This window comes from Streptomyces sp. NPDC096046, from assembly GCF_040303285.1.
In the GTDB taxonomy this organism is placed as follows: domain Bacteria; phylum Actinomycetota; class Actinomycetes; order Streptomycetales; family Streptomycetaceae; genus Streptomyces.
Genome location: NZ_JBEOSZ010000050.1, coordinates 19,698 through 38,964, shown reverse-complemented (window position 1 = coordinate 38,964; position 19,267 = coordinate 19,698). Strand labels below are relative to the sequence as shown.

The window sequence follows — 19,267 nt, the reverse complement described above, 5'->3', positions numbered from 1 at the left end:
ATGTCGGCCAGAGCCGGCTGCAGGGGATCATTCTCAGCCGCTTGCACGGCCTGCCGCCTCTTCTCACGTGCGCAGCCTCTCCGTGTGGTACCAGTAACGGGTCGTCAGGAGCTTCGGGCCGGCGCCACGGCGACCACGAAGGAGCAGGCCTGCTCGACCGGCTTCCCACGACTTCGTCCGTGCCGACGCCGGCCGAACCGCCACAAGCCGCCGCTACCCGAGGGAGCCTGAGCCGCGTATGCGCATCCTCGTCCTGGGCTTCAACGGCTACCTGGGCCGCCACATCACCGAGCACCTGCGGGCGGCCCTGCCGAACACCTCCCTGCTCACCGCCGGCCGCTCGCCCACCGCCGACGTCCGCGTCGACCTCGCCTCCGATCACCCGGGCCGGCTCGCCGAAGCCCTGGCGTCGGCGGCGCCCGACGCGGTGGTCAACTGCGCGGGTCTGACCGGCGGTGACGCCATGGCCCAGGCCGAGGTCAACGCTCGTGGCCCTGCCGCCCTGTGCGCCGCGCTGCGGCAGGCGGCACCGCTGGCACGCCTGGTCCACCTCGGCTCGGCCGCCGAGTACGGCCCCGGCGTCCCCGGAACCCGGATGACGGAGTCGGCGGCCACATGCCCGGCGGGCCCGTACGGGGCGACCAAGCTCGCAGGCACCGCAGCGGTGACCACGTCCGGGCTGGACGCGGTGGTCCTGAGGGTGGGCAACCCGGTGGGGCCCGGGGCACCGCTGACCAGCTTGCCCGGCCGCGTCGCCGCGATGCTGCGCGAGACCGGCCCGGACCGGAGGGCAGTCCTGTGGCTCGGCGACCTGTCGGCGTTTCGCGACTTCGTCGATGTGCGGGATGTCGCCCGAGCGGCCCTGCTCGCGGTGATGGCGAACCGGCCCCTGCCGTCGGTCCTCAACATCAGCGGCGGCGAGGCCCGACCCGTGCGCGAACTGGTGCGGAAACTCGCCCTCGAAGCCGGCTTCCCGGGACTGATCGAGGAGGACGGGGAAGGCTCGGCCCGTTCGTCGCAGGTGTCGTGGCAGTGCTCCTCCATAGCCGCCGCCGTCGACACCCTCGGCTGGCGCCCGTCCCACACCCTCGACGAGTCACTGGCCGCGCTGTGGGCGGCCACCGGTCCGGCCGATGAGGCTGGTCACGCTCGGCACGGGGCAGCGGCGAGGCGCACGTCGTGAGGGGGGCCGCCCGCATTCCACGGAGGCCGTCACATGGCCCAAGGAGCCATGGGGTACCAGATCAGATCGCGGCGGGCGAGGATCCGCAGGTCCCAGTAGAGGACCATGAAGACTCCGGCGGCGATGAAGGCCCCCGCCATCAGCGCCGACGCCCGGCTGGGCTTCGCCGTCAGCCAGCGGTGCAGCCGGCCACCGAAGACACCGGTGACGAGGAGGAACAGCACCGACATGACGGCGATGTTGCCCAGCGTCTGCAGGCTGAAGGCCGCCGCCCCGTACAACACGTTCTGGCTCTCGGCGGTGTCATGGAACAACTGCCGGAACAGCGGGAACGGCCGCCCGACGAGGAACGCGCCGATCAAGGCCCCCATGAAAAGCATCGGAGCCCCCGGGAAGCGCCGGGACACCCGTGCCAGCGGATCGCGCACCACTCCGAGCGAGGCCAGCCCGAGCAGGAGCATGGCCAGGCCGATGAGTCCGTAGACCACCATCGCCTGCACTAGGCGCGCCGACAGACCCGAGGCGGGCGACTGGTTCAGGTCGAACTGAGGCATGCCGGTACCGGCCAGTGCGGCGACGACGCCGTACAGCGCGGACACAGCGAGCGCGCCCAGGGCCAGCATGCTCAGCGGGCGCAGCGCCGCGGCCATCTGTCGCCGCGAGGAGGACTGGCCCGTCAGCGGGGCGAGTGCGCTGAACACGGCGACGTTGCAGGCGGTGAACGTGCCGGCGACGCCGGTGGCCAGGGCGAACGCCAGGCCGGCCAGGACACCGGCGATGGGTGTGTCCTTGGCGTGGTGACCGAGCAGCGTGTCGGCGACGTTGTCGCCGATGGTCCGGTCGACGAATTCCGCTGACCACACCACCGTCAGAGCGAACCCGAACAGGGCGCTGACCACCGCGACCAGGACCCGGCGTCGCGGTGCGTGGCCGTTGAAGAAGAACGAGGGCGGGCGGGGGCCGGGAACATCCGATGAGGCCTGCCGGCTCTTCCGGGTGACACGGTGCACCGTCTGTGTCATGAGCATGCCTTTCGTGGAGGGCGACGCCCGCCACGTTAGAACCGGCACACCATGAATGACCCTCTTCTTCCCCACATATGGCAATGCGGAAGAAACGGGACGGCCACGTGGCCTCCACACCCATGGCGACGGGACCGCCTCTCCTCCGCGCTGGTTCAGCGCAGCGCGATCCCTTCCTCGCGGGCGACGGAGCCGAGGAACTCCCCCCGCGACAGCGCTGCGGCCACCAACTCGATGTCGCCGGCCATGGATCGGTCCACACCCAGGGCCGGCACCAGGGACCGCACCGCGTCGTACGTGGTCCTGCTCGCCGGGCTCAGACTCTCGTACCGCCGTGAGACGTCCACCGCCTGCGCGGTGGCGAGGAAGGTGACGGCGAGAACACGATCGTTGTTCTGCAGCACCCGCCGGGCGTTGCGGGCCGCGATCAGGCCCACGCTGACGACGTCCTGGTGGTCACCGCCCGAGGGCACGCTCTGGACGCTGGCGGGTCCGATGGTCCGGTTCTCCGCCACCAGCGCGGTCGCCGGACAGCCGGCGCCGGCGAACCCGCGATGCACACCGGGTTCGGCGGCGACGAGACCCTCCGGCAAGCCGTGGCTGAGGTGCCGGTCGAGCACCCGGTTGACCTGCCGCTCGGCCAGCACACCCAGTTGGGTGAGAGCAATGGTGACGAAGTCCATGGCGAACGCGATCGACTGACCGTGGAAGTTGGCCCCGTGGAAGATCTCCCCGCTCTCGAAGAAGAGCGGGTCGTCGTTCGCGGAGTTCAGCTCGATCTCCAGTTTCTCCTTCGCGTGCCGCAGCGTGTCGCGGACGGCGCCCAGGATCTGCGGCACCGCGCGCAGCGTGTACTCCCTGCGCGGTTCACGGCGCCGAGCCGTGTGCTCCGGGGGCAGGCCGCCACCTTCGAGCAGCAGCCGCATATTGGCCGCTGATTCGACCTGTCCCCGGTGGGGCTGTGCCACGTCGTGGCCCTCGGCCAGGAACGGGCTCGTGGAGCCGCACAGCACGTCGTTGAGGAGGGCCGAGACGATCTCCGCCTGGCGGACCTGGGTGAAGGCCCTCCCGACCACCAGGGAGCCCAGCCCCGCCATCGCGGACGTGCCGGTGATCAGCGCGAGGCCTTCCTTGAAGCGCAACCGCAGCGGTGGCACCCCCAGCTCTCTGAGCACCCTTCCCGTCTCCTGCCGCCTGCCGTCGCACAGCACATGGCCTTCGCTGATCAGCGTGCTCGCGACGTGCGCGAGCGGAGTCAGGTCGCCCCCGGCCCCCAGCGAACCGATCTCCGGTATCGCCGGCGTGACACCCTCGTTCAGATACAGCGCCAGGCGGTCGAGGATCTCCGGTCGCACCGCGGAGTGGCCCTTGGCGAGGGTGTTCAGGCGCGCGGCCACGACGGCCCGAGCCTCGTCCTCGGCGAACATCGGGCCCACTCCGGCGCTGTGGCTGCGGACCAGGTTCGTCTGCAGTTCGACCTCCTTCGACGGGTCGACCCGCAGGGAGGCCGTCGCACCCAAGCCGGTGGTCACGCCCGGTACGGGGATGTTCCGCTCCACCAGGATCTCGAGAAGCGCGCGGCTTCTGGCCACCCTGGCCACGGCGCTTTCGCAGATATCAACCGGAGCGGCCAGTTCTGCGACACGCCGCATGGCGTCGATGGTCAGGCTTTCGCCGTCGATGAGAACCGCATGGGTGTCCGGGTCCGCTGTCCTCAAAGTCACTCCATGGGTGCAGGGTTGCGCTGGGAAGTCTGCCGGCCCGCTCACGGCCTCCAGCCGAGGGCGGTGGTGCCTGCGGCACCCGGGCTCCACTGGGCGAGAGCACCTTCGAACGCCGGAGCGCCGTGGCCATGAGCGACCGCCTCGTGCGCGGGGCAGAGCAGATCCGGTACGCCGACGTCGTTCAGGGCGACGGTCGAACGCCGGATACGGACCGGGCCACAGCGTTCCATGGCTCTGCCTTCCTGGAGGGGACGCCACCCGCAGGATGTTGGCCCCGCCGGACGCTGTCCACGCCGAGTTGCGCAAGCTGCCACGAGGACCACAGTCCGCACGGACTTCGCCAAGTCCGCCTGGGAACGCGGCCGCCGGGGACCGGCTAGGCCGTTTCTGATGGCTCTTGGTAGGCGGGGTGGATCTCGTAGTTGGCCGGGCAGGACGCCCGTATGGTGCGGCGACACGAACTCACGGACGCGCAGTGGCGGAAGATCGAACCCCTTTTGCCCGGCAACGGCAAGCCGGGTGGACAGTGGGCAGATCACCGCAGGGTGATCAACGGCGTGCTGTTCCGGGCCCGGACGGGGGTGCCCTGGCCTGACCTGCCGGAACGGTACGGTCCCTGGCAGACCGTCTACGAGCGGCATCGCCGCTGGTCAGCCGACGGCACCTGGATGGCCATCCTCCAGGAGTTACAGATCGAGGCGGATGCCGGCGACCCGGACGGGGAGTGGGCGGTGAACATCGACTCCACGTCCTGCCGTGCGCATCAGCACGCGGCCGGGGCGCCCCGCAAGCCTCCGGCCGACCACCCGCAAAAGGGGGCGGGGCGCGTGAGGAGGCAGATGGGCGCGAGGCGTTGGGGCGCTCACGGGGTGGGCTGATCAGCAAGGTCCATCTGCTCTCCGACGACCGGGCCCGCCCGCTGCACTGGCTGACCTCGCCCGGTCAGCGGGGTGACAGCCCGATGTTCGCCCCGGTGCTGGACGGCTTACGCATCCGGCGCCGCGGCACGGGCCGCCCACGCATCAGGCCGGACCGGGTGCGCGGCGACAAGGCTTACTCCAGCCGGGACAACCGCGCCTACCTGCGGCGACGCGGGATCAAGGCCACCATCGCGCAGCCCGATGACCAGCGGGCCCACCGCAAGCGCCGGGGACAGGCCGGTGGCCGGCCCCCGGCCTTCGACAAGGCCCAGTACCACCGTCGCAACGCGGTCGAGCGGTGCATCAACAAGTGGAAGCAGTTCCGCGCGGTGGCCACCCGGTATGACAAGCGCGACTACATCTTCAACGGCACCCTGACCGTCACCGCGATCGTCATCTGGCTCCGCGACACCGTCCAAGAGCCATCAGAAACGACCTAGCCCTCACCACCACTTCCACGCAGGAACTTTTGGAACACCCGCTGCAGGACCTCGGGGTGTTCCAGGTGCACGTCGTGCCCCGCCTCGGGGACGCTCAGTGCCACCGTCCCGGGTCGCTGCCGGAGCATGGCCTCCGCCTCGTGCGCGGGGATGATGCCGGATCGGCCCAGGACGACCAGCGTCGGGCAGGTGATGCTCCTCCACTCGTCCCAGAAGGAGCGCCGGACGTTCTCGGCCAGCGCGGCGACCATCACGTCACGGTCGAAGCGCGGCCACCAGCCGCCGTCGCGCTCCTCCAGTCCGGCCGGCACTGCGGTGCGTGGTGCTCACATGTCCGCCGCGGACTCGTGCAGCACCGGCCACAGCTCCACCGGCTCGACATCGGCGAACGGCATGTCGGCGGCGACCTGCTGCGCCCGCTCCAGGCTCTCGCAGTCCAGCAGGTAGAAGCTGGCGATGTACTCCTTCGTCTCCAGGTACGGCCCGTCGGTGACGGCCGGGGCCCCGTCCTGGAGGGCGGACCTGATAGAAGTGCGGCCCAACTGTAGGGCGCCCCGGGCGGGGGCCGTTGCCCTCCCCGCCCGGGGCGCCGCGGGACCGAGCCGGTGGGCCGAGGAGTGTCCCGGGGCAGACGAACTCCCGACCATCGCCGTCACCGCGGTCGCACTGATCCCCGATGCTCCGCCGCGTGGACCTCCTCGGCGGAGCCAGAGTGTCGGCAAACGATCGTTTGCCGACAGGGTGGGGACGTGCCACGGCAGCCCGGGCTGCGTGTCGGGCGTTACACCCGGCAGATGTGCGTGAGTCGGCGAGGCCGAGGGCGGTGGTCAGCGGTAGGCGGCGAGGAAGACGCGAGCGCCGGCGGCGGCGTAGCGGTCGAGGTCGGCCTCGGTGTGCTGGACGGTGCCGGTGAACATGGCCTTGTTCACCGGGATCCACAGCAGCAGGCCGGAGAAGTGGTTCGCGGCCAGGAGTGTGTCGTCGATGCGGAGGAGCCCCTGGTCGGCCAGGCGCTGGAAGGTTGCCGCCAGTGTGGTGAGCCCTCGTTGGAAGCCTCGCTCGTACCACTCGGTTCCCAGGTCGGGGAAGACGTCGGCGTTGGCGATGATCAGGCGCCGTAGCTGGATCACTCGGGGGTCGGTGAGGGCGGTCAGGAACTGACGGGCGAGCCGGGTCAGGTTCTCTTCCAGGTTGGCGGCGTCGGTGGGGAGGTCGGCCAGCAGGTCGATCGTGGTGTCGAGCCGGTCGGTGGTGGCCAGGACGATGTCGGCGAAGAGCTTTTCCTTGTCGGAGAAGTGCTTGTAGACGGTCTGTTTGGACACCGTGGCCAGCTTCGCGATGTCGTCCATGCTCGTTCCCGCGTATCCCTTGTCCAGGAAAACGCTGGTCGCGGCCTCCAGGATCGCCTCGTGCTTGCGCGCTGAACGGCTGTCCATCATCGGCTCCTTCTCCATACGTCTGCCCCTCCTACACAGAGTACTGGACTGACCAGTACCCATGTGGGTACTGTACCGTCCAGTTCCGAAGGGTGTGGGGCTTCCGGCCCTGCGCCCCCGCAGATAATGGAGTGGTTCCTTATGGACAAGGTGTTCTCTGCCGACGGCACGGCCATCGCCTACGAGCGGCAGGGCTCAGGCCCCGCGGTGGTGCTCGTCGGCGGCGCTTTCATGACGCGCGGCGATTCCGCCGCACTCGCTGGCCTGCTGGCCAAGCACTGCACCGTCATCACGTACGACCGCCGGGGCCGCGGCGACAGCGGGGACAGCCCGGAGTACGACGTACAGCGCGAGGTCGAGGACCTGGACGCCCTGATCGAGCGCGCGGGCGGCGAGGCGATGGTCTTCGGCATGTCCTCCGGCGCCGTACTGGCGCTGGAGGCCGTCGCCCGGGGCAGCGCCGTCTCCAGGCTGGCCATGTACGAGCCGCCCTTCATTACCGACTCCAGCCGCCCACCGTTGCCCGCCGACTACGTCGCCCACCTGACGGACCTCGTGACGCAGGGGGCGTACGGCGACGCCGTGGCCTACTTCATGACCGCAGCCGTGAGCATGCCCGCCGAGGCCGTCGCCGGGATGCGCCAAGCCCCCTTCTGGGCAGGTATGGAAGCCACCGCCCGCACCCTGCCTTATGACGGCCAGGTCATGGGTGACACCATGTCCGGTCGGCCGCTGCCCGCCGACCGCTGGCGGTCTGTGACCGTGCCCGTACTCGTCGGCAGCGGGGACGCGGGCGCCCCGCACGTGCTCACCGGCGCGCGAGAACTCGCCGCACTGGCGGACAACTTCACCCTGCACATCTTCCCCGGCCAGGAGCACAGCATCGGCCCAGAGCAACTCGCCCCCGTCCTGACCGGCTTCTTCACCACCGGGGAGCACGCATGAGCAAGGTCTTCGCCAGTCTGGGCATGTCCCTGGACGGCTTCATCGCCGGCCCCAATTCCCGTCCCGACAACCCGCTCGGTGACGGCGGAATGCGCATCCATGAATGGGTCTTCGGTGTCGAAAGCTGGCGGGAGCGCCAGAGCATCGGCGGCGGGCAGACCAATCAGGACGATGACATCGTCCAGGAGAACTTCTCCCGCGCCGGCGCCTACATCATGGGGCGGCAGATGTTTGCCGAAGGAGAGGTCGGCTGGCCCGACCCGCCGCCCTTCCGCGCCCCCGTCTTCGTCCTCACCCACACCCCGCGGGAACCATGGGTACGGCAGGGTGGCACTACCTTCACCTTTGTGACCGAAGGGGTTGGCGGCACACTGGCCCAGGCTCGCCAGGCCGCAGGGGACAAAGACGTCCAGATCTCCGGCGGTGCAGACACCGTACGACAGTTCATCGACGCCGGACTGCTGGACGAACTCCAGATCCACCTCGCCCCCCTCATACTCGGCTCGGGCGTCCGGCTCTTCGACGGTGTCTCACATGGTCTCGGCCTCGAACCCACACGGGTGGTCGACTCCCCCCAGGTCACTCACCTCACCTATCGGATCCCATCGTCCTAGGGTGCGTTTCAGAAGTGGATCTTGATGTGTCAAGATCCACTTCGTGGGGCGGCATGATCTGACGAATGCGCAGTGGGCGAAGCTGGAGCCGTTGCTCCCGGTCGGCAAGAAGGCTGGACGGCCACCGGTGCACACCAAGCGGCAGTTGATAGACGGCATACGCTGGCGTACCCGCGCCGGTGCTCCGTGGCGGGACGTGCCCGAGCGGTACGGCCCGTGGGAGACGGTGTACGGCCTGTTCCGGCGTTGGCAGCGGGACGGCACCTGGCACCGCATCTTCGAGCAGTTGCAGGTCCGGGCCGACGCCGAGGGGCTGATCACTTGGGACGTCTCGGTGGACTCGACTGTCGCCCGTGCCCACCAGCATGCGGCGGGTGCCCGCAAAAGGGGGTCTGCAGATCGAGCCGCCAGGCGGTGTGTTCACCGAGCCCGAAGACCACGGGCTCGGACGTTCCCGGGGCGGGCTGACCACCAAGCTCCACCTGGCGGTCGAGCAGGCCCAGAAGCCGATGTCGCTGGTCGTCACGGCCGGACAGCGTGGTGACTCCCCGCAGTTCCAGGTGGTCCTGGGCCGTATCCGGGTACCCAGGATCGGGTCCGGCCGCCCGCGCACCCGGCCGGACAGGGTTCGTGCCGACGAAGCGTACAGCTCCCGCGCGAACCGCGCCTACCTGAGCAAGCGCGGTATTCGCTGCACGATCCCGGAGAAGCGCGATCAGATCGCCAACCGCAAGAAACGCGGCTCCCACGGCGGCCGGCCGCCGAAGTTCGACAAGGACGACTACAAGCAGCGCCACGCGGTGGAGTGCGGAATCAATCGCCTCAAGCGCCACCGTGCGGTCGCCACGAGATACGACAAGCTCGCCGTCCGCTACGAGGCGACTGTGCTGGTCGCAGCCATCAACGAGTGGCTGTGACCAGCACTTTCGAAACGCACCCTAAGGGCGGCCCGCTGCACGGGGAAAAACCGAAGAAGCCCCCGGTCGATGAGTAGGATGGGCAGCGTGCTGCCGAGGCGGTGGCCGGTGGCCGGCCGAAGGCCGTGGGGTGGGAAAAGGCGCAGCAGCAGCGGAGGGTGGGCCTTCCGGCTGATCTTGGTCTGCGGGTGGCTCTGGGGCCGGTCGCGGGGCTGTGGGAGCGGCTGTCGGGCTGGCAGCAGGGCCAGGTGGAGGCGATGGCGCAGGCGGAGCTGACCCGGCTGGCGGGCATGCTGGAGCGGCCAGAGATGGCGCAGCGGCTGCTGGCCGACCGGTTTACCGACCGGCTGGAGGAGACCGGCGGCGAGGCCCTGGTCGACCGCCCGTTCCCGTGGCTGATGCGGCGTGGCCTGGTGCAGCGTCAGGCGTGCTCGGACCGCCGGTGCGATGACGGGATCCGGCTGGACACGGGGGCTGAGTGCGAGAACTGCGGCAACGTGGTGCACATCCGGCGGGCGAAGATCGCGGCAGAGGTCGACCGGCAGCTGCCCGGCCTGACCGAGGCTGAGCGCCGCCGGGTCTTCGAGGAGCGGCTGCGGGAGCAGGCGGCCCTTGAGGCGGAGGACTTCGTGTGGCGTCGGGAGCAGGCCCGCGCGGAGCAGGCCCGCCGCGATGCGGCCCGTGCGGCTGCCCGGAAGCGGGCGGAGCGCGAACATGAGGCCGCGGCCGCCGCCGACGCGGTGCGGCAGGCCCTGCCGTGCGAGGACTGCGGGCAGGACCGGGCGGCCGGGCTGTGCGAGGCGTGCGACCACCGCCGTCAGACCGAGACTCTGATCGGTGAGGCCGGTCTCATCGCAGCGGCCGGGTCCGCCGACCTGACCGACCCGGGCAATGTCGCGGCCGTCACTGCCGGGGCCCGGACGTCCATCGGCGACAGCATCGCCACCGCATGGCAGGAGTTCCTGCAGATCACCGACGTGGCCGCCCTGGAGGCCAATCCGGAGGCAGCTGAGGACGCGTACGCATGCGCCGCGTTCCAGACCGCACAGCAGGCCGTCCAGGAGTACCAGGACAACGCCCTGGTGATGCTGGGCCGGACCGAGGAGGCCGAAGCCGAGGCCCGGCGGGCGTACAAGGCCGAGCAGGGCCGCCCTTGGTTCCAGCACAACCCGAATGGCGCGGGCGCCGTCGCCGCCGCGACGAAGGCCGCCGACGCGGCCCGGGAGCGCGTGGCCGGGTATCTGCTGGCGACGCGGCTGGAGCAGCTGCGCGAGTCACCGCCGCCTGCACCGAGCCGGCCGTGGCCGCGCCGTGGACGGACAGGCTGCCGGAGCTCGCCGCGCGCCCGCTGGACGGCGGTACGGCCGGGGCGGTGATCGCGTGAGCACCGAGCCGAGCGGGCTCGACCTCGCTCGCCAGGCCCTGGTCGCGGCCCGTGAGGCGGCGAAGAGGAACGGCGGCACCCAGACGAAGAAGGCGAAGCGGCATACCGGCACCGTCGTACGCCGTGACGGCCGCGAGCCGCTTCAGCGGGCGCGGGCGGCGGCCGCGGCGGTGTGGGCGCGGGTGCGGCCGGTGGTTGACATAGTACTGGCGGCCGTCGACGTCGTCGCCGTGGTGTACGTGATGCGCGGAGCGTTCAAGCGCCACCACCTGCTCGCCGAAGCCCGCCGCTACCTCTCCTACGTCCTGCGCGGCCGGCCTCACCCGGCGGGCCTCACTCGCCCACATGATTGAGGAGACCGGCCGTCACGCGGGGCACGCGGACGTCCTCCGGGAACTCATCGACGGCTCGACCGGCCGCTGATCCCTGCCGGGGGCCTCAACGCTCCCGGACCCATCGCGTGATCTTCGGCCACAGATGTGGGCCCGCATCGTCGGCGTCAGCTCCCGCCGGTTGTGGCGCATCAGCTGGTGTGATGCGTGGTGCCGTAAATGGTGCCGCCTGTCGGGGAAGTGGTTTTTGGGAAAGTGGCGCGGCCGGATCGGCGGTTCTGGTAGTTCTGGGCCGCACATGGCGGCCGACGGGTCGCCGTACGAGGGGGGATGTCATGTCGAGGAGCTGGACAACAGCGGTGCTGACCGTTGCCGTGCTCGTCATCGTCTCAACGCCGATGGTGTGGCTGCTGGGCAGCCCGGATGCGGGGCGGTTGACCGGTGCGTCCGTGCAGGCGGCCACTGGCGTGGCGGCGTTGGTGTGGGCTCTGTTCCAACGGGCGACGGACGGTTCCGGATCCGCGCGGCGCTCCCGGGACCGGAGCGTCGCGGTGGCGACGGGGCGGGCAGAGGTCGAGGACGGTGGTATCGCCTCCACTGGTGTGCGTCGACCGGCCGGTGCACCGGGTGGATCGGCGCGAGCCGAGCGGACCGGCGACGCCGTGGCACGGGGTGAGGGCAGCCGTGCCAGCACCGGGGTCGACTTCGGAGAGTAGGCCGGGCGAAGGACGGGCGCGAGGGGGGGGAGAGACATGGGGCGTGGTACTGGCGGCCGTAAACGCAAGCGGGGCAGCAAGGCGGTGGGCAAGGGGCGACCGCGGCGCGAGCAGCCCGTCGTCCCGCCCGACGCGCGATCCGGCGAGCCGTCCGCTGCGGCGGAGCAGACGGGAGATGCCCTGGCGACGGACGGCGCCACCGCGGTGACCGGTCTGCGGGGCCCCGGGCCAGGCCGGGGAACCTCGGTCCGTCGTACCGGGAATGCCAGCGCCAAGGGCCCCAACGCTTGGGCCGTCTCGGGCGCCGTCACTGTGGTCCAGGCCCCCTCCGAGCCGCTGCAATGGCCGCAGGTGGTGGGGAGTCCGCCGACGACGGCATCGCCCTTCCAGGAACGTGCCGAAGTTCGGGAACGCATCGAGAGGGAGCGAAACCGGCACGCCACGGTGGTTCTCACCCAGGTGCTGCGCGGTGGTGGCGGAGTAGGCAAGTCCCAGCTTGCCGCCAAGCTGGCTTGGGAGGCGCTCGACGGTGGTACCGACCTGGTGGTGTGGGTGAACGCGACCTACCCAGGCCAGGTGATCGCCGAATACGCCGCTGCCGCCCGCCGGGTGGAGGCACGTGGTGCGGACGGGCAGGACGCCGAGGCCGACGCTCGGGCGTTTCTGAACTGGCTGGCCGGTACCCAGCGCCGGTGGCTGGTGGTACTCGACGACGTGGGCGACCCCGAGGTGCTCGCGGGCTGGTGGCCGCCGGCGTCCTTGCAGGGCCGTGGCCGTGTGCTGGCCACCACCCGCCGCAGGGACGCCGAGCTGTTCGACGGCCGCGCGAAGGTGGAAGTCGAGGGCTACACCTCGGCAGAGGCCGTCGCCTATCTGGAGGGCCGGCTGACAGAGGCGGGAGCCGACCACTTGCGGGACGGTACACAGGCCGAACTCGCGGCCGCGTTGGGGTTGCTGCCCTTGGCGCTGTCGCACGCCGCCGCCTACATGATCAATGAGGATGTGGGGTGCGGGCAGTACCTGCGGCTGTTCCAGGATCGTCATCGGCTGCTCGACGAAGTGCTGCCCGCCCGCGCGGGCAGGGACGGGCACGGGCGGCAGGTCGCCGCGGCGCTGCTGCTGTCCCTGGACGCCGCTCAGGCAGCTGATCCAGTCGGGCTCGCGGTGCCCGCGCTACGCCTGATCGCTCACCTCGACCCCGCAGGCCACCCTCGCGAGTTGTGGCGCTGCGGAGCAATGCTGCGTTATCTGCGCGCCCATCGTGAACCGCGCCGGCGCCTGCTGTGGCGACGACCCACGACCGGGCCGGAACAGGCACGCGCCGTGCTGCGTCTGCTGCACCGTTACGGGCTGATCACCGACGACTCGGCGCATGGCCCGCGCGCGGTGCGGCTGCACGCGCTGACCGCCCGGGCCGCGCGCGAGACGGTGCCCGGCCGAGACCTGTCCGCGACCATGCGGGCGACCGCGGAAGGGCTGGAGGAGTTGTGGCCGGAGCTGGACCAGACCGATCCGGACCTCGCTGCCGTGCTGCGCTCCAACACCAGTGCCTTGGCGGCATGCGCCGAGGACACCTTGTGGGCCGACGAGGATGCGCGCCTGCTGCTGTGGCGTACCGGCAAGAGCCTGCTGGACGCGGGCGCCTTCACCACGGCGTTCGTCTACTGGGAGGATCTGACCGAACAGGCCGGACGGCGTCTGGGGCAGGGGGACCGTCACACCCTGCTGGCCCGCAACAACCTAGCCTCCGCCTATGGGGCGGCAGGCCGTGTCAAGGAGGCCATCGCCCTTCAGGAACGCGGCCTCGCCGACTGCGAGCAGGAGCTCGGCAGCCGGCACCGGGCCACTCTCATCGCCCGAGCCAACCTGGGCGTCTCCTACCAGCAGGCCGGTCGCATCAGCGAGGCCCTCGCCGTGCTGGAACAGGTCGCCGCGGACCGCGAGCGGCATCTCGGCACCGGCCATCCTGACTTCGAGAACTCCCTGGTGAATCTCGCTCCTTGCTATTGGCATGTGGGCCGCACCGACGAGGCGATCAAGATGCTGGAGCGCATCAACAGGGGCCGCGGTCGCGCCGACGACCCCAACACGCTCACCGTTCGGTACGTCCTCGCCCAGTCCTACCATCTCGCCAGGCGCACCCACGAGGCGATCCGCCTGATGGAGCGGGTCATCGCCGACCGCGAGCGCCAACTGGGGCCCGACCACCCGGAGACCCTCGCCGCACGGGGCAGCCTTGCCGCCTGCTACCTGGAGGACGAACGCAGCCGGGAGGCCATCGCTCTGCTGGAGCCCACCGTGGCCGACTGGACGCGCCTCCAAGGGCCCCAGCACCCCAGCACCGTCTCCGGCCGGGCTCATCTCGCCAACGCGTACTGGAAGGCCGGCCGTCGTGCGGAAGGGATCGCCCTGCTGGAGACGGTCGTTGCCGATCGCCGGCGGCTGTTTCCCACTTCACATCCCGAGACCGTGAAGATGGCTGCCACGCTGAGGCAGTGGCAACGGGAACACCGGTCACGTCGACGCTGACCGACTGCCGCGGACTCCCTCGTCTCCGAGGAGCGAGGCGCTACCGAAAGCTGAGCGAGCAGGTGTGCGCGAGGGCCGCGTGGTTACGGCCGGCGGGCAGGGCGATGGTCTGGGAGGCGGGTGGCCGGTGTCCTGATCCGAGCCAGCTCTCCCGGGCCGTGAAGGCCGTACGGTGGCACGTCGTGAGTGGACGCAGTCGGTCCGGGAACAGGTCGACCAGGCCGTCGGTGTGGGTGCCGCCCTCGATGCGGTAGTAGCGGTGCAGGGGGCTGCGGCCGGCCTGGCGCACCATGCGGGCGTAGACGTCAACGGATCGCCTCAAGGTTCGTCGCGTCGGTAATCTTGTTGTTCCCGGTGAGGTGGAAGAGGTGGTCGGCTTGGTCCTCCGTCAGGCGCAGGGGGCGGGCCAGCGCGGTGAGCATCTGGCGGGACGGGCGCGGGCCCCGGGACTGTTCCAGTCGCGCGTAGTAGTCGACGGACATGCCGGCCAGCTGGGCCACTTCCTCGCGGCGCAGTCCCGGTGTACGGCGGCGGGCTCCGGCCGTGAGGCCCACGTCGGAGGGGTTCAGGCGGGCGCGGGTGCGGCGCAGGAAGTCGGCGAGTTGGCCTCGGTTCACCTCTCCAGGGTGCGGGAGGCCGGCCGGCTTATCCAGGGACTGCCGATCCCCTGATGAAGAGGTCTCTCCCGGTCGCTGCCGCATCCGTTGAGGCTGGTCGTCAGCGACAGGCGACACAGTGCGTGAGGAGCACATCATGCTGACTTTGGTGACCGGTACGACGGGACAGGTCGGACGCCGCTTCGTGCCGAGGCTGCTGGCGCAGCGGCAGCCGGGCGAGCAGGTGCGGGTGCTGGTACGTGACGCGGCCCGCGGCGAGCGCTTGGCGGAGCTGGGCGCCCAGGTCGCCGCGGGAGACATGTGCTGAGGAGGAGACACTCGGCAGGGCACTCGCCGGCGTGGACGCCGTCGTGAACATCGCCGCTTCCTTCCGCGGGGTGCCGGACGAGGAGGCGTGGGCCGTCAACCGGGACGCCGCGGTGGCCTTGGGCCGCGTCGCGCAGGCCTCCGGCGTGGAGCGGTTCGTGCAGGTCAGCACGGGCAATGTGTACGGCGCGGGACGGGGCCGTCCGCTGACCGAGGAGGACGACAGCCGGCCGGGCGGCCCGATTGCGCGGCGGGCGAGCAGGCACCGTAAGGCTTCACCGCCGATGCCGCAGGTGGGTGAGCATGTGGACGGCAAGCCGCCGCTACGGCGGCCCCGCGGGCGCCGCGTAAGAGCGCGCATGCCCGGCGGGTACGGTGAGTTCGCGGCAGGCGGCACCTCTTCAGCGCGGGAAGGCGGCCATCGGGCCGACGGAGGTGGGAGGCGAGGGGCTCGGTGCCGCCCTGGCGTTCCAGGGCGACGGCGGCGAGGACGCTGCGCGTCGGTTCCTGTTCCGGCGTGATGCGCTGTGCCGTTTCCTGCGGGCCGGCGGCGGCTGGAGGCATCGCCGAGGGCGAGGCCGGCGGCCGGCGTGGCCGCCGCCGCACCTGCTGTTCGCATGGGAGTGCTTCATGCGCGTTCCGCGTCCGTTGGGAGGAGGCTGTGCCGCAGAGCCTGGCTCAGGGGGCTGCAGCAACGGCCGGGTGGGACGGGGTTGCGGGGGTGGCCGCCGGGGCCGGGCGCGGTGGCGGTCAGGGCTGTGCGGCGGTGCCGTCCGGGGCCGTTTCGGGTTTGGTGTGCAGGACCGCGCGGGCCTGTTCCGCGGCGTGAATGGTGCTCTCCTGGACGAAGTCGAGAAAGCGGGCGGCGTTCTCCAGCCGGGTGGCGGCCGGGGTGCCGGGGCCCAGGACGCCGACGCCCTGCCGTGAGACCTCGACGACCTGGGTGAGGGACCGGGCACTGGCGATCAACGCCTGGTACCAGACGTCGTCGCCGACGACGTAGCGCTCGCGGCGGCGTTCGCCCTGCTCGCGGCGGACCATGCCCTGGCTCTCCAGGTACGTGATGGCCTTGGAGACGGACGCCGGGCTGACCATGAGGCGGCGGACGAGTTCCGCGGCGGTGAGGCTGCCCTCGTCGGTGGTGTAGAGGCCGACCAGCACCCTGGACATCATCTTGGGCATGCCCGAGGCCATGAAGACGGTGGTCAGGGTCTCCTCGTACTCGCGCACGGCCTCGGGGTCACGTCCGTGGGGCTGCTCGGGCGGGTGCTGTCCGTTTCGGGGGATGGCCTGCCGGCGGCGGTGGGCACGGCGTTCGGTGGCACGGTGCGCCAGGTCGGCGCGGTAGGCGGTGGGGCCGCCGTTGCGCATCACCTCGCGGGTGATGGTGGAGGTCGGGCGCTCCAGGCGCCTGGCGATCTCCGCGTAGGGGAGGCCGTCGGCCAGCCCCAGCGCGATCTGCTGACGTTCCTGCTGGGTGAGCCTGCCTCCCGGCATCGCGGCCTCCTTCGGGGTCCGTGGTGAGGGCCAGTATAGCGTTCACCACCATCCCATTGCAACGAGCCTTGGCGCGGGATGTTGCGTTAATTTTGAACCCAGTGCAACGATTTCTCGGCATTGACCTGGGGTTATAGCTACATATCGCAACGATGTCGTTGCTAGATCCGTGAATGCACCGTAGCGTTTCTGTCGTCGGAAACAACAAGCCGTACCGAGGAGCCCACGATGCACAAGACCCGGAGCACGATGCGCACGTTCGATGCCCACGCCCCCATCACAGCCCTCGTGAACGTCCCGGCGGGACACATCCGGTTCATCGCCGCCGACCGGGCCGACACCACCGTCGAGGTGCTGCCCGCCGACTCCGCCAGGAGCCGGGACATGAAGACGGCCGAGCAGACCACGGTCGACTATCGCGACGGTGTCCTGCGGATCGAGACCCCGGTGAACAACCAGTACCTCGGCCCCTGCGGCGCCGTCGAGGTCACCGTCCAGCTCCCCGCCGGCTCCCGCGTCAAGGCCAAGGCCGCCGGCGCCGGACTGCGCGGCGTCGGGCGGCTCGGCGACGTGACCTTCGAGGGCGCCCAGGGCACGGTCAAGCTCGACGAGGGCGCGAACGCCCGCCTGACCCTCCAGGCCGGTGACATCACCGTCGGCCGCCTGAACGGCTCCGCCGAGATCAGCACCCAAAAGGGCGACCTGAACGTCGCCGAGGCCGTCCACGGCACCCTCGTACTGCGCGCCGAGCACGGCGACATCACCATCGGCGCCGCCCGCGGGACCTGCGCCACCCTCGACGCCGGCACCAGCTACGGCCGGATCCGCAACTCCCTCACCCACACCGACGGCCCCGCGGCCGGCCTGACCATCCACGCCACCACCTCCTACGGCGACATCACCGCCCGCAGCCTGTGACGAAGGAGCCCTCACTTCCATGACGAACCCGGCCATCGCGGCGCACGCACTGCGCAAGTCCTACGGCGACAAAACCGTCCTCGACGGCATCGACCTGACCGTCCCCGAAGGAACGATCTTCTCCCTGCTCGGCCCGAACGGCGCCGGCAAGACCACCGCCGTGAAGATCCTCTCCACCCTCATCCGCGCCGACGCCGGTGAGATCCGCGTCGGCGGCCACAACCCGGCCACCCACCCCCAGGCCGTACGCGCCGCCATCGGGGTCACCGGCCAGTTCTCCGCCGTCGACGCTCTGATCACCGGCGAGGAGAACATGCTGCTGATGGCAGACCTGCACCACCTCCCCCGTGGTGAGGGACGCCGGGTCACCGCCGAGCTGCTGGAGCGGTTCGACCTGGCCGAGGCGGCGAAGAAGCCCGCCTCCACCTACTCCGGCGGCATGAAGCGCCGCCTGGACATCGCCATGACCCTGGTCGGCGACCCGCGGATCATCTTCCTCGACGAGCCCACCACCGGCCTGGACCCCCGCTCCCGCCACAACATGTGGCAGATCATCCGGGACCTGGTCGCCGACGGGGTGACCGTTTTCCTCACCACCCAGTACCTGGAGGAGGCCGACGAACTCGCCGACCGCATCGCCGTCCTGCACGACGGCCGCATCGCCGCCGAGGGCACCGCCGGCGAGCTGAAGCGGATCGTCCCCGGCGGACACATCCGGCTGCGCTTCACCGACCCCGCCGCCTACCGCGCCGCCGCCACCGCCCTGCCCGAAGCCACCCACGACGACGAGGCCCTCGCCCTGCACCTGCCCAGCCACGGCAGCCAGCGCGACCTGCGCTCCGTGCTCGACCGGCTCGACACCGCCGGCATCGAGGCCGACGAACTCACCGTGCACACCCCCGACCTCGACGACGTCTTCTTCGCCCTGACCCAGCCCCAGGAGGCCCTGCGATGAGCAGCCCGACCCTCGCCCTGCGCGACTGCACCACCATGCTGCGCCGCAACCTCCTGCACGCCCGGCGCTACCCCTCCCTCACGCTGAACCTGCTGCTCACACCGGTCATGCTGCTCCTGCTGTTCGTCTACATCTTCGGCGACACCATGAGCGCCGGCATCGGGGGCGGCGGCGCGGACCGCTCCGACTACCTCGCCTACCTCATCCCCGGCATCCTGCTGATGACCATCGGCTCGACCACCATCGGCACGGCCGTGTCCGTCACCACGGACATGACCGAGGGCATCATCGCCCGCTTCCGCACCATGGCCATCCACCGCGGGTCCGTACTCGTCGGGCATGTCGTCGGCAGCGTGCTGAAGTGCGTGATGAGTGTGCTCCTCGTCGCGGCCGTCGGCCTCGCCATCGGGTTCCGCTCCACCGGCGCCACCACCCTGGAATGGATCGCGGCACTCGGGCTGCTCACGCTGTTCTCCCTGGCTCTCACCTGGATCGCGGTCGGCATGGGCCTGTCCAGCCCCACCGCCGAGGCAGCCAGCAACAACGCCATGCCACTGATCTTCCTCCCGCTCATCTCCAGCACCTTCGTCCCGGTCGACGCGATGCCCGGCTGGTTCCGGCCGATCGCCGAGTACCAGCCGTTCACCCCCACCATCGAAACCCTGCGCGGCCTCCTCCTCGGCACCGAGATCGGCCACAACGGATGGCTCACCCTCGCCTGGTGCCTGGCCCTGACCGTCCTCGGCTACCTCTGGTCCACCTCCCTCTACGACCGCGACCCCGCCTAGGCGGCATGACAGCGCCGGCCAACA

18 protein-coding genes and 3 pseudogenes are annotated in these 19,267 nt (G+C 70.7%); 12 read left to right on the top strand and 9 right to left on the bottom strand.

What is annotated here, in order from left to right; all coding sequences use genetic code 11:
• Nucleotides 1-238 precede the first annotated feature (238 nt).
• Nucleotides 239-1,183, top strand: a complete 945-nt coding sequence (locus ABTX62_RS31515; RefSeq protein WP_352119353.1) for an NAD-dependent epimerase/dehydratase family protein — start codon at nucleotides 239-241, stop codon at nucleotides 1,181-1,183.
• Between the two features lie 29 nt (nucleotides 1,184-1,212).
• On the opposite strand, the gene ABTX62_RS31510 is transcribed toward ABTX62_RS31515, so the two are convergent.
• The 3 genes from ABTX62_RS31510 to ABTX62_RS31500 form a co-directional block, all read right to left on the bottom strand.
• Entirely contained in the window at nucleotides 1,213-2,205 is a 993-nt protein-coding gene (locus ABTX62_RS31510) for a hypothetical protein (RefSeq protein WP_352119352.1), read from the bottom strand.
• 155 nt (nucleotides 2,206-2,360) lie between these two features.
• Nucleotides 2,361-3,923 (bottom strand): tyrosine 2,3-aminomutase, encoded by a 1,563-nt coding sequence (gene cmdF / locus ABTX62_RS31505; protein ID WP_352119351.1) that lies wholly within the window; start codon nucleotides 3,921-3,923, stop codon nucleotides 2,361-2,363.
• A gap of 47 nt (nucleotides 3,924-3,970) precedes the next feature.
• Nucleotides 3,971-4,159, bottom strand: a complete 189-nt coding sequence (locus tag ABTX62_RS31500; RefSeq protein WP_352119350.1) for a hypothetical protein — start codon at nucleotides 4,157-4,159, stop codon at nucleotides 3,971-3,973.
• Between the two features lie 213 nt (nucleotides 4,160-4,372).
• Here ABTX62_RS31500 and ABTX62_RS31495 point away from each other — a divergent pair.
• A protein-coding gene (locus ABTX62_RS31495) for an IS5 family transposase (protein WP_502998050.1) occupies nucleotides 4,373-5,289 on the top strand; the annotation gives its coding sequence in 2 pieces (ribosomal slippage) (nucleotides 4,373-4,774 and nucleotides 4,777-5,289; 915 coding nt in all).
• Here the strand turns inward: ABTX62_RS31495 and ABTX62_RS31490 are convergent.
• From ABTX62_RS31490 to ABTX62_RS31480, 3 genes are all read right to left on the bottom strand, one after another.
• Nucleotides 5,286-5,600, bottom strand: coding sequence for an alpha/beta fold hydrolase (locus ABTX62_RS31490; RefSeq protein ID WP_352119349.1), 315 nt, complete (start codon nucleotides 5,598-5,600; stop codon nucleotides 5,286-5,288). The two genes, ABTX62_RS31495 and ABTX62_RS31490, sit on opposite strands and share 4 nt — an antisense overlap.
• 15 nt (nucleotides 5,601-5,615) lie before the next feature.
• Nucleotides 5,616-5,831, bottom strand: coding sequence for a YciI family protein (locus ABTX62_RS31485; RefSeq protein WP_502998049.1), 216 nt, complete (start codon nucleotides 5,829-5,831; stop codon nucleotides 5,616-5,618).
• A 285-nt stretch (nucleotides 5,832-6,116) separates the two neighbouring features.
• Entirely contained in the window at nucleotides 6,117-6,743 is a 627-nt protein-coding gene (locus ABTX62_RS31480; protein WP_352119347.1) for a TetR/AcrR family transcriptional regulator, read from the bottom strand.
• A gap of 123 nt (nucleotides 6,744-6,866) precedes the next feature.
• On the opposite strand from ABTX62_RS31480, the gene ABTX62_RS31475 reads away from it, so the two are divergent.
• The 6 genes and pseudogenes from ABTX62_RS31475 to ABTX62_RS31445 all read left to right on the top strand — a co-directional run bounded on the left by ABTX62_RS31475 (nucleotide 6,867) and on the right by ABTX62_RS31445 (nucleotide 14,162).
• Nucleotides 6,867-7,670 carry an alpha/beta fold hydrolase gene (locus ABTX62_RS31475; RefSeq protein ID WP_352119346.1) on the top strand — a complete coding sequence of 268 codons (804 nt, stop codon included), beginning with the start codon at nucleotides 6,867-6,869 and terminating at the stop codon, nucleotides 7,668-7,670.
• Complete coding sequence (locus ABTX62_RS31470) at nucleotides 7,667-8,284, top strand: dihydrofolate reductase family protein (protein WP_352119345.1); 618 nt, start codon at nucleotides 7,667-7,669, stop codon at nucleotides 8,282-8,284. Before ABTX62_RS31475 ends, ABTX62_RS31470 begins: the two co-directional genes overlap by 4 nt.
• Before the next feature lie 43 nt (nucleotides 8,285-8,327).
• Nucleotides 8,328-9,201, top strand: a protein-coding gene (locus ABTX62_RS31465; RefSeq protein WP_502998048.1) for an IS5 family transposase whose coding sequence is annotated in 2 segments (ribosomal slippage) — nucleotides 8,328-8,719 and nucleotides 8,718-9,201 — 876 coding nt in all. Because the reading frame shifts where the segments join, the coding sequence is not laid out codon by codon here.
• Nucleotides 9,202-9,389: 188 nt separating this feature from the next.
• Nucleotides 9,390-10,577: a hypothetical protein gene (locus ABTX62_RS31460; protein WP_352119343.1), complete on the top strand. Its 1,188-nt coding sequence runs from the start codon at nucleotides 9,390-9,392 to the stop codon at nucleotides 10,575-10,577.
• A 294-nt stretch (nucleotides 10,578-10,871) separates the two neighbouring features.
• A pseudogene (locus ABTX62_RS31450) lies at nucleotides 10,872-11,008 on the top strand (mycothiol transferase); the annotation flags it as partial.
• A gap of 661 nt (nucleotides 11,009-11,669) precedes the next feature.
• On the top strand, nucleotides 11,670-14,162 hold the full coding sequence (locus ABTX62_RS31445; protein ID WP_352119342.1) for a tetratricopeptide repeat protein: 2,493 nt from the start codon (nucleotides 11,670-11,672) through the stop codon (nucleotides 14,160-14,162).
• Nucleotides 14,163-14,202: 40 nt separating this feature from the next.
• Here the strand turns inward: ABTX62_RS31445 and ABTX62_RS31440 are convergent, their stop codons facing one another.
• A complete protein-coding gene (locus tag ABTX62_RS31440) occupies nucleotides 14,203-14,484 on the bottom strand; it encodes a hypothetical protein (RefSeq protein WP_502998047.1) in 282 nt (93 codons plus the stop codon).
• 28 nt (nucleotides 14,485-14,512) lie between these two features.
• A pseudogene (locus ABTX62_RS31435) lies at nucleotides 14,513-14,779 on the bottom strand (helix-turn-helix domain-containing protein); the annotation flags it as partial.
• Between the two features lie 136 nt (nucleotides 14,780-14,915).
• Here ABTX62_RS31435 and ABTX62_RS31430 point away from each other — a divergent pair.
• Nucleotides 14,916-15,330: pseudogene (locus tag ABTX62_RS31430) on the top strand (NAD-dependent epimerase/dehydratase family protein); the annotation flags it as partial.
• Nucleotides 15,331-15,835: 505 nt separating this feature from the next.
• On the opposite strand, the gene ABTX62_RS38010 reads toward ABTX62_RS31430, so the two are convergent.
• Complete coding sequence (locus tag ABTX62_RS38010) at nucleotides 15,836-16,582, bottom strand: helix-turn-helix domain-containing protein (protein ID WP_502998046.1); 747 nt, start codon at nucleotides 16,580-16,582, stop codon at nucleotides 15,836-15,838.
• A gap of 249 nt (nucleotides 16,583-16,831) precedes the next feature.
• Between ABTX62_RS38010 and ABTX62_RS31415 the strand changes: the two genes are divergently transcribed.
• From ABTX62_RS31415 to ABTX62_RS31405, 3 genes are read left to right on the top strand one after another with little or no spacing between them, the layout of a single operon-like run.
• The gene (locus tag ABTX62_RS31415; RefSeq protein WP_352119370.1) at nucleotides 16,832-17,500 is read left to right on the top strand and encodes a DUF4097 family beta strand repeat-containing protein; all 669 of its coding nucleotides are present in this window, start codon (nucleotides 16,832-16,834) and stop codon (nucleotides 17,498-17,500) included.
• Nucleotides 17,501-17,519: 19 nt separating this feature from the next.
• Nucleotides 17,520-18,455, top strand: a complete 936-nt coding sequence (locus tag ABTX62_RS31410) for an ATP-binding cassette domain-containing protein (RefSeq protein WP_352119341.1) — start codon at nucleotides 17,520-17,522, stop codon at nucleotides 18,453-18,455.
• Entirely contained in the window at nucleotides 18,452-19,243 is a 792-nt protein-coding gene (locus ABTX62_RS31405; protein WP_352119340.1) for an ABC transporter permease, read from the top strand. The genes ABTX62_RS31410 and ABTX62_RS31405 overlap by 4 nt, the downstream gene beginning before the upstream one ends.
• Nucleotides 19,244-19,267: the final 24 nt, after the last annotated feature.

Bases quoted from the DNA above. Each gene is read 5' to 3' on its own strand.
- ABTX62_RS31445 (WP_352119342.1), top strand. From the start codon at position 11,670: ATGGGGCGTGGTACTGGCGGCCGTAAACGCAAGCGGGGCAGCAAGGCG.
- ABTX62_RS31480 (WP_352119347.1), bottom strand. From the start codon at position 6,743: ATGGAGAAGGAGCCGATGATGGACAGCCGTTCAGCGCGCAAGCACGAG.
- ABTX62_RS31410 (WP_352119341.1), top strand. From the start codon at position 17,520: ATGACGAACCCGGCCATCGCGGCGCACGCACTGCGCAAGTCCTACGGC.
- ABTX62_RS31515 (WP_352119353.1), top strand. From the start codon at position 239: ATGCGCATCCTCGTCCTGGGCTTCAACGGCTACCTGGGCCGCCACATC.
- ABTX62_RS31405 (WP_352119340.1), top strand. From the start codon at position 18,452: ATGAGCAGCCCGACCCTCGCCCTGCGCGACTGCACCACCATGCTGCGC.
- ABTX62_RS31500 (WP_352119350.1), bottom strand. From the start codon at position 4,159: ATGGAACGCTGTGGCCCGGTCCGTATCCGGCGTTCGACCGTCGCCCTG.
- ABTX62_RS31470 (WP_352119345.1), top strand. From the start codon at position 7,667: ATGAGCAAGGTCTTCGCCAGTCTGGGCATGTCCCTGGACGGCTTCATC.
- ABTX62_RS31475 (WP_352119346.1), top strand. From the start codon at position 6,867: ATGGACAAGGTGTTCTCTGCCGACGGCACGGCCATCGCCTACGAGCGG.
- ABTX62_RS31415 (WP_352119370.1), top strand. From the start codon at position 16,832: ATGCGCACGTTCGATGCCCACGCCCCCATCACAGCCCTCGTGAACGTC.
- ABTX62_RS31510 (WP_352119352.1), bottom strand. From the start codon at position 2,205: ATGACACAGACGGTGCACCGTGTCACCCGGAAGAGCCGGCAGGCCTCA.
- ABTX62_RS38010 (WP_502998046.1), bottom strand. From the start codon at position 16,582: ATGCCGGGAGGCAGGCTCACCCAGCAGGAACGTCAGCAGATCGCGCTG.